Genomic DNA, 11,960 nt, shown 5'->3' with positions numbered 1-11,960 from the left:
CGGGGGGGACATACGGCGAGGAAGGGGGGGGAGAGAGGGGGGGGGGAGGGGGGGGGGGGGGGGGGGAAAAGAGGGGGGGGGGCCCGCCCCCCCCCCCCCCCCCCCCTCCGCCGTACCGCCGCGCTGCCTACAGCCCCCTGCGGGGCCCCGGCGGCAGCGCCGCCTGGGTGTGGTGCTGCGCCGACCACGCAGCCGGATACGTCCCGTACCGGCTGCCCTGCCCGGCCCCCGTGCCGTAGAGCCCCGAGGCCACCGGCGTACCGAAGGACCGGAAGCCCAGATCGTCCTCGCCGCTGCGGTCGCCCGGCAGGGTCCGGAACGACCGTCGGAACTCCGAGTACAGGGCGTCGTAGATCGGCGTGGCCGACTGGCCGGCCGCGACGTCCTGAGCGGGGCGCATGGAAGGGATCTGGCTCGGATACTGCTGGCGGAGTGGGTCGTAAGTGTGCACGTATGTGCCAACGACCTCGTGGTCCGTCGGATGCGGGCGGCTCTCGGAAACCGGCGTCCCCCGGGGGCGGGGAACGGTCGGCACCCACGAACCGGCCCCCGATGGCCCTAAGCCGGTGTGTCCGTGCTCCCTCACGTGCCGGCCAGCGGCATCGCGGCGGCGACCAGCCTGCCGTTGGCCGCCGCCTTCTCCAGAGCGTCGCGCAGCAGGTCCTCGCGCGGCTGCTGACCGATCGAGCCCACCGGGGCGGCGAAGACCAGGACCGTGTGCGACTTGTTGGCCGCCGCACGCCAGCCCTCGGTGACCTGGAGCGGCTGGTGCGCCTGCCACCAGGCGACCTGGCCGAGACCGCCCGTACCGGGCTGGAGCACGGAGTGCAGCTGGCCCATGGCGACGAGCACGGACCAGCCGGGCAGGACGCCCGGCTTCTGGTTCACATCGGCGACGGGCTGGAAACCCTGCTCGACCAGGAGCGGCAGGAACTCGTCGCTCAGCCCGTCCGAGCCCGGCCGGGCGACCGGCGCCGTCGGTTCGACGACGAGGGCCGGGTGCAGCTCGCCCTCGATCAGCACGAGCCCGCTGGTCACCCCGAGAACGGCCTGCTCGGGGTGGGCGGCGCCGAGCGCGTCCGCCGCGTCCGTCGCGGCGATGGAACGGACGGCGCCCTGAAGCTGCTCCTCCGCGACCTGGACCACCTGGGACGGAATGCAGCTGGCGTGGGCGAACGCCAGGACGGCCGTCTCCTCGCCGACGAACAGAACGGTGCTCGTACGCTCCTGCTCGGAGTCGCCCGGCGTGCGGCAGGAGGTGCAGTCGTAGCTGCCCGGGGCGTTGTCGCCGGCGAGCAGCCGGTCCGCTTCTTCGTCGCCGATCTCGGCGCGTACGTCCTCGCTGACGTCGAGCATGCGCGGCACGGGGGGCTCCCTGGACTCGGTACGTGCGACGCCGGGCGGTTCCCGGCTCGTCTCATGACGAGTTCAACGGGGAAGGATCGGCCGGGGTCACGCGTACCGGTCCGGCAACTTGTGTGACTCCGACCGGGTGGGGATGCGGGCCGCCCCGCGCGGCACACCGCCGGCGCGCGGGTGGCGCGCCTAGCCTGCCGCGATGTCGAAGATCAGATTGTGGGCAGCCGGGGCGACCGCCGCCGCGCTGATGGCCCTCGTCCCCGCACCGGCCCAGGCACAGCCGACGGCGCGGGCGTCACACCCGTCCGCCGCCCCCGCCCACGCCTGCGCGAAGGACCAGTGGCCCTGGGGCTGCGTCGCCGAGTGCGAGAGCAGCGGCCGCTGGCACATCAACACCGGCAACGGCTTCTACGGCGGGCTCCAGTTCTGGCAGCCGACCTGGGAGGAGCACGGCGGCCTGCGCTACGCCCGGCGCGCCGACCTGGCGACCCGTCAGCAGCAGATCACCGTCGCGGAGGAGGTCCTGCGCACCCAGGGGTGGGCGGCCTGGCCGGCGTGCTCGAAGCGGTACGGGCTGAGCGGACGGGCCCACGTGGTGCAGCCGGGCGACTCGCTCAGCTCGGTCGCCCGGCGCTTCGGGATCGCCGGCGGCTGGCAGGCGCTGTACACGGCGAACCGCGGCCTCGTCGGGGCGGACCCGAACCGGCTCATGACGGGGACGATGCTGCGCATCTCGCCCCTCACCGTCCTGCGGTGAACTCGGCGGCCTCCCCGCTGAAGGCGAGGGAGCCGCGCCGGAGTTCGTGCAGCAGCGTGCCGGGCGGCAGCCCGGGCGGGGGCTGCTGCTCGGCCAGCACCACGGCGGCGCCGCCCGGCCGGGCGAGCGCGGCGAGCAGCCGGTACGTACGGGAGGAGACGCTGGGCGACATGCCCAGGGACGGCTCGTCGACCAGGAGCACCCGGGCGGGGGTCAGCAGGGCCCGGGAGAGGGCGAGCATCCGGCGCTCGCCGCCGGACAGGGTGCCCGCGGGACGGGTGAGGAGGGGCGCGAGCTCGGGGTAGGCCGCCAGGGCAGGGGCGGGGTCCCCGGGGCACAGGTCCAGGTTCTCGGCGACCGTGAGCGTCGCGTACACCGCGCGCAGATCGGGGACGAAGCACAGACCGCGCCGGGCCCGGTCGTGGGCGTGGAGACGGGTCACGTCCGCACCGCGCCAGAGGACCCTGCCGGAGGCCAGGGGAACGGTCCCGGCGAGCGCGCGCAGGGCCGTGGTGCGGCCGGAGCCGTTGCGGCCGACGAGGACGGTGACCGTGGCGGACGGGACGGGCAGGTCGACGCCGTGCAGGGCCTCCAGGGGGCCGTACCGCACGCGGGCGGCGCGCAGGGCGATCTCGACGCTCATGACACGATCCGGCCTCCCTCCATGGTGTGGACGGTGTGGGCCAGGCCGGCGACGAGGTCCGGGTCGTGCTCGACGACGAGGAGGGTGAGGCCGTCGGCGGCGAGGGCGGCCAGGACCCGGGCCAGGGCGGCGGTCTCCGCGGCGTCCAGACCGGCGGTGGGCTCGTCCAGGAGGAGGGTGTGCGGGCCCCCGGCGAGCGCCCGGGCCAGCTCGACCCGGCGCAGGGTCCCGGTGGGGAGGCCGGCGGCCGGGCGGTGGCGGACCGCACCGGACAGGCCGAGGAGGCGGAGCGCCTGTTCGGTGGTGGCGGGGGAGCGGTGGTGGCCCTGCTCGGCGCCGAGGCGGACGTTGTCCTCGACGGTGAGGGAGGGGAAGACGGCGAGCTGCTGGAAGGACCGGGCGACGCCCAGCCGCGTCCGGGCGTGGGCGGGGCGGGCCGTGATGTCGCCGCCGTCGAGGGTGACCCGCCCACGGGTGGGGCGCAGGGTGCCGGCGAGGCAGTCGAAGAGAGTGCTCTTACCGGCGCCGTTGGGGCCGACGAGGGCGGTGACGCGGCCGGGGACGAGGTCGAGGCTGACGTCGGTGAGGGCCGTGAGGCCGCCGGGATAGGTGAGCGTGAGGTGGCGGGCGCGGAGCCGTACGGGGGCGGGCGCGGGCTTGCGGGGGAGCCTCGCCGGGCCTCCGGCCGGGCCAGGCTTCCCACCCGGCCGGGCCGCGCGACGGGGAGGTGTGTCTCCGGGTCCGCCCCCCGAGTCCGGCCCCGTGGCGTCGGGGCCTGCCGCGCCCTGGTCCTCGGCCGGTGGGGCCGGGGGTGAAGCCCCGGCTGTCACCGCGCCCGGCGTGCCGGGCACATCGGTGGCCGGCCCCGTGCCGTCGGCGTCTGCCGCGTCGTGGTCGTCGGCCGGTGGGGCAAGGGGCGGCGCCCCGGCTGTCACAGGGCCCCGCGCATGGGGTGCGTCTGTGCGCGGCCCCGTGCCCGCGGCGGTGGGCAGGAGGCCCGAGGTCACCGGCTCCTCGCGCGGCCGGGCGGCGGCGCTCGTTCCCTTCGCGGTCGGCCGGCTCCATGAGGGCAGCCAGGAGGTCAGCGGGGGCACCCGGCCCACCAGCGCGGCCAGGACCCCCACCGCGGCCGCCGCCACGCCGCCCCGTGTGCCCGCGTCCAGGCCGACCAGGAGCGCCGCGGCGGCCAGCGGGGAGAGGAGGCTGTCGGCGCCCAGGACGATGATCGCGGCGAACCAGAGGAGCCCGCGGACCGGGTCGTACGCCTCCGGGTCGAAAGCCCGCAGGCCCATGCCCAGCAGACCGCCGCCGAGAGCGGCCAGGGCCGCTCCCAGGACGAAGGCCAGGAGCTTGAGGACGCTCACCCGGACCCCGGCCGCCTCCGCGCCCGCCTCGTGGTCGCGCAGCGCGGCGAGCGCCCTCCCCGTACGTCCCCGCCGCAGCGCCGCGACCAGCAGCAGGCAGCCGGCCAGGACCAGGAGCTCCAGGGCGTAGTAGCGGCGGTCGTCCGAGAAGCCCGCCGGGCGGCCGAGCTGCAGGCCGGCCGTCGCGTACGGCTGCGCGAAGACGAACCGGCTCACCGCCACCCCGACCGCCAGCGTCGCCAGCGCCAGCGCGAGCCCGTGGCGGCGGATCGCCGGCCACCCCGTGACCAGGCCCAGCGGAGCCACGAGCAGCACCGCGAGCCCCAGCGCCACGAGCTCCGGCAGGCCCCCCGCCGCCAGAAGCGCCGTGAACAGCGCGCCCAGACCCGCGTACGCCGCCTGCCCGAGCGCGATCTGCCCGCCCCGGCCCGTCACCACCACCAGCGACAGCAGCACGATCGCGAGCGCCGGCACCTGCACCGAGGTGTGCAGGTCCGTGCCCGCGAAGCCCAGGGGGAGCAGAAAGAGCACACCTGCCGTGAACCAGGCGCCGGCCGGGATCCGGGTCCGCCCCGACGGCGGCGGCAGGGCGTCCCGCCCGCGGCCGCCGACGCCCGGCAGCACGAGCGCCGCCACCAGCAGCGCCACCACGAACAGGTTCGCGCCGACCGCCTGCACCAAGGGCCCCGCGACCCCCTCCGGGTGGAAGCGGGTCAGCTGCGCCTGGGCCACGCCGATCACCAGCGCGGTCACGATCGCCACCGGCAGGCTCCGCATCCTCGCGACCACCGCGACCGCGATCACCTCGACGACGAGGAGCGGCATCCCGTACGGATCGAGGCGCACATGAGGCGCGAGCAGCACCCCCGTCAGCCCCGCGGTGAACGCGCCGAACGCCCAGCCCGCCGCCGACACCCGGTCCGCGTCGATCCCGCCCAGCATCGCCAGCGGCCGGTTGTCGACCACGGCCCGCAGCTCCCGCCCGAACCGGGTCCACCGCGTCACGGCCCCCACCGCCACCGCCAGCAGCACGACCACCGCGAGCTGGACCCACGGATCGTCGCCGAGCAGCACCGGCGCGTCCGCCCGCGCCCCGCCGCCCCACACCAGCGCCGCCCCGCCCACGAGCAGCACGAAGACCCCGATGGAGGCCACCAGGGTCTGCGCCGGGCCGGAGCCGAGGAGCGCGAGCGGCCGGAACACGGCCCGGTCGAGGACCAGACCGATCCCGGGAGCGACCACCAGCAGGGTCAGGAGCGCGCCCAGCGGCAGCGGCCAGCCCCACTCCACGACCATCTGCCGCAGGACGTACGCGCAGACCATGGCGATCGCGCCGTGCGCCAGATTGAGCACGCCGGTCGCGCGGTACGTGACGATCAGCCCGATGCCGGTGAGCGCGGCCGCGCTGCCGACCGCGAGACCGGCGAGCGTGAGGTCGTACGTCAGCGAGGCCACGGCTCACACACCGGGCAGGGGGCGAGTTCCGCGTCCCCCGCCGGTCCGGTGTCCGCCCGGCCCGCCACCAGCGGGCAGTCCGGCCGGTGCGCGAGCGTCCCGCCCGGCACCCGCACGGGAGGCTCGTCCGAGGAGGGCGGCGCCGAGTCCTCCGGGCCCTCGTCGGGAGGCGCGGGCCCGCGCACCGGGATCCGGCCCGCCGCTCCGGCCAGGACCGCCCCGGCCACGATCAGCGCGGCCCCCGGCACCGTGCACGAGGCGAGATAGGGCAACTGGCGCTCCGCGAAGCGTTCGCCGGAGATGCCGTACCACCCGAGGACGCAGAGCACGGCGCCCCCGGCGGCCGTCGCGAGGCCGCTCCACAGCAGTGCCCGGGACGTCGGCACGGGACCTCCCTCGGATCTGCCCCCCGATGCCCTCTTCCTTGCACTATGCCCGGAACCGGCACACCCTGGAATCATCAGGCCGCCCGGCCTCGACGGACACCCGGTGGTGAGCCAGATGGTTCTCGAGAGACACGGTGGACGCCCTCGCTCCCGCTCACGTCTCGCGGCCCTGGCGGCCGCGTCCGTGCTGGTGCTCGGGCCCGTTCTCGCGGGCTGCGGGGACGACGGCAACGGCACCCCGGCGGACGAGACGACCCCCGTCGTCCCGCCCGCGCCGACGGAGACGACACCGACCGAGCCGGCGGGTGACCAGCCGTCCGACCCGGCCGCCGCGAAGGCGGAGATCACCAAGAACTGGACGGCGTTCTTCGACCCGAAGACGCCCGTGGACGAGAAGGTCGGGCTGCTCGAGAACGGCGAGGAGATGCGACCCGTCCTCAGCGCCTTCGCGGGCGACAAGAACGCGGCGATGTCCTCCGCCAAGGTCAAGGGCATCGTGTTCACCTCGCCGAACGACGCGGACGTGACCTGGGACCTGCTGGTCGGCGGTTCGCCCGCCCTGCCCGACTCCAAGGGCACGGCCGTCCACCAGGACGACACCTGGAAGGTGTCCGAGAAGACCCTCTGCGGCCTGGTGCAGCTCAGCGGTGCGAACGTTCCGGGCTGCTGAGGCCGCCACGGCGCTGCTCCTCGCCGCACTGCTCGCCCTCGCCACCGCCTGCGGCAGCCGGCTCCCGGAGCGCGCGTTCGAGACGCGGCCCACCGTCACCTTCCCCTCCGGCGGTGAGCCGCTCCGGGTCGGCGTCATCACCAGCGCCACGAGCCCCGTCGGCGGCGACACCTTCACCGGCCCCCGCGACGGCGCCCGCGCCTGGTTCGACGCGCTCAACGCCCGCGGCGGCCTCGACGGACGCCGCGTCGAGGTCGTCACCTGCGACGACGGCGGCAGCGGTGTCGGCAACAACGCGTGCGTGCACCGGCTCCTCGACGAACAGAAGGTGTTCGCCCTGGTCGCCACCACCGCCCTCGACTACGCCGGAGCCCCGCTCGTCGCGAAGGCCGGCGTCCCCGACATCGGCGGCCAGCCGCTCACACCCGCGTACGACACCTATCCGCATCTGTACGGGATCTACGGCAGCTCGGCCCCGCGCACCGGCAAGGCGCCCGGCTGGGACGGGGTGCTGTACGGCGGGACCGAGGTCTACCGCTGGTTCAAGCGCGAGCACGGCGCCCGTACCGCCGCGGTCGTCGCCTACAACCAGGCCGCCTCCACCGCCTACGCCCGGCTGATCTCCGAGGGGCTGCGGGCCGAGGGCTACCGGGTCGTCGGCGAACAGGTGGACTTCGCCCTGCCCAACTTCCGCGCCGTCGCGGCGGATCTGCGGGCGCAGGGCGCCGACCTCGTCTTCGACGCCCTGGACACGCACGGCAACGCCCGGCTCTGCGAGGCGATGGACGCGCTCGGCGTCCGGGTCACCGCCAAGGTGACGAACGTCCAGAACTGGTCCTCCACCGTCTCCCGCGACTACGCCGCCTCCCCTGCCTGCCGCGAGGCGCTGTTCGTGACCGGATCCAGCCGCAACCACGAGGACACCGGGCATCCGGCGGTACGGGAGTTCCGGACGGCGATGGGGGACCGGCCGCTCTCCCAGTGGCAACTGGAGGGCTGGGCCGCCGCCATGTGGTTCACGGACGCGGCACGGTCCTGCGGGGACCGGCTCACGCGGGCCTGCGTCGAGGAGTTCCTCAACCGGCCGGAGCCGTACACCGCCCGCGGTCTGCTGCTCCCCGTCCGCTTCGAGAAGCTCGCCGAGCCGCCGAAGACCCGTCAGACCTGCCTGTCCGTGGCCCGTTGGCAGGACGGACGGGGCTGGGTCACGCAGGGGGACATGTCCACGAACTGCGCCACCGTCCCCCAGCTCGGCTACCGGCCGTGAAGCGGGTGCCGGGGCGGACGACGCCGGGCGGGCAGTACAGTCGCCCACGACCGACCACTTGACCAGGGGGAACCGGCAGCCCGATGCGCATCTCCTTTCTGCTCCACAACGCCTACCACATCGGCGGAACCATCCGGACGACGTTCACCCTCGCCCAGGTCCTGGCGGAGCGCCACGAGGTGGAGATCGTCTCCGTCTTCCGGCACCGCGACGAGCCGATCCTCGGCCTGCCCCCCGGGGTGACCCTGCGTCACCTCGTCGATCTGCGGAAGAACAGCCCCGGATACGACGGCGAACACCCCGACTTCGCCCGGCCCGCCACGGTCTTCCCGCGCGGCGACGGCCGGTGGAAGCAGTACAGCGCGCTCACCGACGCCCGCATCGGCGCGCACCTGGCGGACGTCGAGGCCGACGTGCTCGTCGCCACCCGCCCCGGACTCAACGTCCACCTCGCCAAGCAGGCCCGCCGCGGCCCTGTCCTCGTCGGCCAGGAGCACCTGGTCCTGGCCGGCCACACCTTCCGGCTCCGCCGCGAAATCCGCCACCAGTACGCGCTTCTGGACGCCGTCACGACGGTCACCGAGGCCGACGCCCGGTCCTACCGCTCCCGGCTGAAGCTGCCGGGCGTACGGATCGACGCGGTGCCCAACAGCGTGCCCGCGCCGAGCGTGCCGCCCGCCGATCCCGCCGCGCGGATCGTCGTCGCGGCGGGCCGGCTGACCCGGGTGAAGCGGTACGACGTGCTGATCGACGCGTTCGCCGAGGTGGCCGCGGCCCGCCCGGACTGGAAGCTGCGCATCTACGGCACCGGGGATGCGGTCGACGACATGAAGGGCGCGCTCGCGAGGCGCATCAAGGACCAGGGTCTCGAGGAGAACGTCTTCCTCATGGGCTGGGCCAACCCGATGGAACCGGAGTGGGCGAAGGGCTCGATCGCCGCCGTCACCTCGCTGCGCGAGTCCTTCGGCATGACCATCGTCGAGGCGATGCGATGTGGCCTCCCGGTCGTCTCCACCGACTGCCACGGGCCCCGCGAGATCATCGAGGACGGGGTCGACGGCCGCCTGGTGCCGGTCGACGACGTGGCCGCCATCGCCCGGGCCCTGCTCGAACTCATCGAGGACGACGAACTGCGCGCCAAGACGGCCCGCGCCGCGCTGATGGCGTCCGAACGCTTCGACCCGGTGCGCATCGCGGCCCGCCACGAGGAGATCTGGACGGAGCTGGTCGCGCGGGGCGCGAGCCGTCGCACACACGGCGGTGTCTCGGACGGCGCCCACCGGGCCGTCGGCGGTGCGATCGACGCCGTGTACGAGCTGAAGCGCCGGGTCGGGGTCCTGGTCCGCCGGTTCCGCTGAGCGGCCGCCGGCTTCCGGCCCCGGTACATCGAGGACCGTAGCTGTCCGCGACCCCTGGCAGACTCGGCCCCATGTTGGAGACCTCCGCACGACTCCTGCGCCTGCTCTCCCTGCTGCAGGCCCACCGCGAGTGGTCCGGTGCCGATCTCGCCGAGCGGCTCGGGGTCACCCCGCGGACCGTGCGGCGGGACGTGGACCGGCTGCGTGAGCTCGGCTATCCGGTCAACGCCAGCCCCGGGACCGGGGGTGGCTACCAGCTGGGGGCCGGCGCCGAGCTGCCGCCGCTGCTGCTCGACGACGAGGAGGCCGTCGCCGTCGCGGTCGGCCTGCGCACGGCCGCGGGCCAGGGCATCGAGGGTATCGGCGAGACCTCCGTACGTGCCCTGGCCAAGCTGGAGCAGGTGCTGCCGAGCCGGCTGCGGCGCCGGGTCGGCGCGCTCAACGCCTTCACCGTACCGATGCTCCGTGCCCCGGGGGAGCAGGTCGACCCCGCCGTCCTGACCGAACTCGCCCACGCCTGCCGGGACAGCGAGCGGCTGCGCTTCGACTACCGCGACCACGGCGGCGCGGCCACCCGCCGCTCGGTCGAGCCGCACCGCCTGGTCTGCACCGAGCGCCGCTGGTACCTGGTCGCCTGGGATCTCGATCGTGCCGGCTGGCGTACGTTCCGGGCCGACCGGATCGAGCCGAGGCCGCCGCACGGCCCGCGCTTCCCGCCCCGAGAGCCGCCCGCGCGGGACCTGGCCGCCTACGTCTCGAAGGGCGTCTCGACGGCGGCCTACGCGGCCGAGGCGACCGTCCGGCTCCATGTGCCGCTCGCCGAGGCCGCCCGGGTGATCGGGCCCATGGACGGCGTCCTGGAGGCGGACGGGGACCACACCTGCCTGCTGCGCACGGGCGCGGGGAGCCTGGAGTACCTCGTCATCCACGTGATGACCCTGGGCCTGGAGTTCGAGGTCGTCGAACCCCACGCGCTGGACGACTGGATCCGTATGGTCAGGGACCGGCTTTCCCGGGCCCTGGAGCGCTCGGCTCGGCGGGCTCCCTGAGGTGCTGCTCCTCGACGGCCGCGAACTCCGGGTGGTGCAGGTCGAAGGCCGGGGACTCGGAGCGGATCTTCGGGACGGCGTCGAAGTTGTGGCGGGGCGGCGGGCAGGACGTCGCCCACTCCAGTGAGCGGCTGAACCCCCACGGGTCGTCCACGTCGACCTTCTTGCCGTACCGGGCGGTCAGCCACACGTTGTACAGGAACGGCAGCGTGGAGATGCCGAGCAGGAACGCGCCGATCGAGGAGACGGTGTTCAGCGCGGTGAAGCCGTCGGCGTCCAGATAGTCGGAGTACCGCCGCGGCATCCCCTCCGCGCCGAGCCAGTGCTGCACCAGGAACGTGAGGTGGAAGCCCACGAAGAGGGTCCAGAAGTGGACCTTGCCCAGCCGCTCGTCGAGCATTTTGCCGGTGAACTTTGGCCACCAGAAGGAGAAGCCGGCGAACATGGCGAAGACCACCGTGCCGAAGACGGTGTAGTGGAAGTGGCCCACCACGAAGTACGTGTCGGTGACGTGGAAGTCCATCGGCGGCGAAGCCAGGATGATGCCCGTCAGCCCGCCGAAGAGGAACGACACCAGGAAGCCCACCGACCACAGCATTGGGGTCTCGAAGGACAGCGAGCCCTTGAGCATCGTGCCCGTCCAGTTGAAGAACTTCACGCCGGTCGGCACGGCGATGAGGAACGACAGCATGGAGAAGAAGGGCAGCAGCACCGCACCGGTGACGAACATGTGGTGCGCCCACACCACCACCGAGAGCCCGGTGATCGACATCGTCGCGGCGATCAGGGTCGTGTAGCCGAAGATCGGCTTGCGGGCGAAGACGGGGATGATCTCGCTGATGATGCCGAAGAACGGCAGGGCGATGATGTAGACCTCGGGGTGGCCGAAGAACCAGAAGAGGTGCTGCCACAGCAGCGTCCCGCCGCTCTCGGGCTGGAAGACCACCGAGCCGAACCGCCGGTCCGCCTCCAGGACGAGCAGGGCGGCGGCGAGCACCGGGAAGGCCATCAGCACCAGGACCGCCGTGAAGAGGATGTTCCAGGTGAAGATCGGCATCCGGAACATGGTCATGCCCGGCGCGCGCATCCCGATGATCGTCGTCAGGAAGTTCACCGAGGTGAGGATCGTGCCGAAGCCGGAGAGCGCGAGCCCGATGATCCACAGGTCGGCGCCGATGCCCGGCATCCGCTCCAGACTGTTGAGCGGGGCGTAGGCGGTCCAGCCGAAGGCGGGCGGCCCGCTGGGCACGGCGAGGGAGGCGACCACGATCAGGCCGCCGAAGAGGAACAGCCAGTACGAGAACATGTTCAGCCGCGGGAAGGCGACGTCGGGGGCGCCGATCTGCAGCGGTACCAGCTCGTTGGCGAAGCCGGCGAAGGTCGGTGTCGCGAAGAGCAGCAGCATGATCGTGCCGTGCAGGGTGAACGCCTGGTTGAACTGCTGGTTGTCGATGAGCTGCAGTCCGGGACGCGCCAGCTCGGCCCGCATCAGCATCGCCATGACCCCGGCGACCAGGAAGAAGAGGAACGAGGTGCCCAGGTAGAGGTGCCCGATCTTCTTGTGGTCCGTGGTGGTGAGCCAGTCGATCAGGACCCGTCCATGCCGTTTCGGCGCTGACTCGACAGCCGCGTGCGCGGTCTCGGTGCCCATC

11 protein-coding genes are annotated in these 11,960 nt (G+C 73.9%); 5 read left to right on the top strand and 6 right to left on the bottom strand.

From position 1 onward, the window contains the following. Positions 1-127 precede the first annotated feature (127 nt). The gene (locus ACZ4VW_RS29705) at positions 128-400 is read right to left on the bottom strand and encodes a hypothetical protein (protein ID WP_467967731.1); all 273 of its coding nucleotides are present in this window, start codon (positions 398-400) and stop codon (positions 128-130) included. Positions 401-582: 182 nt separating this feature from the next. Beyond that, a complete protein-coding gene (locus tag ACZ4VW_RS29700; RefSeq protein ID WP_467967729.1) occupies positions 583-1,365 on the bottom strand; it encodes a hypothetical protein in 783 nt (260 codons plus the stop codon). Positions 1,366-1,558: 193 nt separating this feature from the next. Between ACZ4VW_RS29700 and ACZ4VW_RS29695 the strand changes: the two genes are divergently transcribed. Next, positions 1,559-2,116: a LysM peptidoglycan-binding domain-containing protein gene (locus tag ACZ4VW_RS29695; protein WP_467967727.1), complete on the top strand. Its 558-nt coding sequence runs from the start codon at positions 1,559-1,561 to the stop codon at positions 2,114-2,116. Here ACZ4VW_RS29695 and ACZ4VW_RS29690 read toward each other — a convergent pair. Genes ACZ4VW_RS29690 through ACZ4VW_RS29680 form a run of 3 tightly spaced genes read right to left on the bottom strand, consistent with a single transcriptional unit; the run spans position 2,100 to position 5,964 of the window. After that, complete coding sequence (locus ACZ4VW_RS29690) at positions 2,100-2,759, bottom strand: ATP-binding cassette domain-containing protein (protein ID WP_467967725.1); 660 nt, start codon at positions 2,757-2,759, stop codon at positions 2,100-2,102. The genes ACZ4VW_RS29695 and ACZ4VW_RS29690 overlap by 17 nt on opposite strands. Then, positions 2,756-5,578, bottom strand: coding sequence for an ABC transporter permease subunit (locus ACZ4VW_RS29685; protein WP_467967723.1), 2,823 nt, complete (start codon positions 5,576-5,578; stop codon positions 2,756-2,758). The genes ACZ4VW_RS29690 and ACZ4VW_RS29685 overlap by 4 nt, the downstream gene beginning before the upstream one ends. Next, positions 5,566-5,964 carry a hypothetical protein gene (locus tag ACZ4VW_RS29680; RefSeq protein ID WP_467967721.1) on the bottom strand — a complete coding sequence of 133 codons (399 nt, stop codon included), beginning with the start codon at positions 5,962-5,964 and terminating at the stop codon, positions 5,566-5,568. The genes ACZ4VW_RS29685 and ACZ4VW_RS29680 overlap by 13 nt, the downstream gene beginning before the upstream one ends. 115 nt (positions 5,965-6,079) lie before the next feature. Between ACZ4VW_RS29680 and ACZ4VW_RS29675 the strand changes: the two genes are divergently transcribed. The 4 genes from ACZ4VW_RS29675 to ACZ4VW_RS29660 all read left to right on the top strand — a co-directional run bounded on the left by ACZ4VW_RS29675 (position 6,080) and on the right by ACZ4VW_RS29660 (position 10,308). Continuing rightward, positions 6,080-6,634, top strand: a complete 555-nt coding sequence (locus tag ACZ4VW_RS29675; RefSeq protein ID WP_467967719.1) for an MTB12 C-terminal domain-containing protein — start codon at positions 6,080-6,082, stop codon at positions 6,632-6,634. After that, positions 6,612-7,901, top strand: a complete 1,290-nt coding sequence (locus ACZ4VW_RS29670; RefSeq protein WP_467967717.1) for an ABC transporter substrate-binding protein — start codon at positions 6,612-6,614, stop codon at positions 7,899-7,901. Before ACZ4VW_RS29675 ends, ACZ4VW_RS29670 begins: the two co-directional genes overlap by 23 nt. A gap of 83 nt (positions 7,902-7,984) precedes the next feature. Then, a complete protein-coding gene (locus tag ACZ4VW_RS29665) occupies positions 7,985-9,259 on the top strand; it encodes a glycosyltransferase family 4 protein (protein ID WP_467967715.1) in 1,275 nt (424 codons plus the stop codon). A gap of 71 nt (positions 9,260-9,330) precedes the next feature. Continuing rightward, positions 9,331-10,308 (top strand): helix-turn-helix transcriptional regulator, encoded by a 978-nt coding sequence (locus ACZ4VW_RS29660; RefSeq protein WP_467967713.1) that lies wholly within the window; start codon positions 9,331-9,333, stop codon positions 10,306-10,308. Here the strand turns inward: ACZ4VW_RS29660 and ctaD are convergent. Then, entirely contained in the window at positions 10,256-11,959 is a 1,704-nt protein-coding gene (gene ctaD, locus ACZ4VW_RS29655; protein ID WP_467967711.1) for an aa3-type cytochrome oxidase subunit I, read from the bottom strand. The genes ACZ4VW_RS29660 and ctaD overlap by 53 nt on opposite strands. Position 11,960 lies beyond the last annotated feature (1 nt).

Source organism: Streptomyces sp. NPDC029139 (assembly GCF_055564335.1).
Note: the sequence above shows the minus strand (reverse complement) of the source record. Positions and strands in the feature narration are given on the sequence as shown.

Excerpts from the sequence above, each read along its gene's own strand:
- ACZ4VW_RS29690 (WP_467967725.1), bottom strand. The coding sequence starts at position 2,759 with ATGAGCGTCGAGATCGCCCTGCGCGCCGCCCGCGTGCGGTACGGCCCC.
- ACZ4VW_RS29705 (WP_467967731.1), bottom strand. The coding sequence starts at position 400 with ATGCGCCCCGCTCAGGACGTCGCGGCCGGCCAGTCGGCCACGCCGATC.
- ACZ4VW_RS29695 (WP_467967727.1), top strand. The coding sequence starts at position 1,559 with ATGTCGAAGATCAGATTGTGGGCAGCCGGGGCGACCGCCGCCGCGCTG.
- ACZ4VW_RS29675 (WP_467967719.1), top strand. The coding sequence starts at position 6,080 with ATGGTTCTCGAGAGACACGGTGGACGCCCTCGCTCCCGCTCACGTCTC.
- ACZ4VW_RS29665 (WP_467967715.1), top strand. The coding sequence starts at position 7,985 with ATGCGCATCTCCTTTCTGCTCCACAACGCCTACCACATCGGCGGAACC.
- ctaD (WP_467967711.1), bottom strand. The coding sequence starts at position 11,959 with ATGGGCACCGAGACCGCGCACGCGGCTGTCGAGTCAGCGCCGAAACGG.
- ACZ4VW_RS29660 (WP_467967713.1), top strand. The coding sequence starts at position 9,331 with ATGTTGGAGACCTCCGCACGACTCCTGCGCCTGCTCTCCCTGCTGCAG.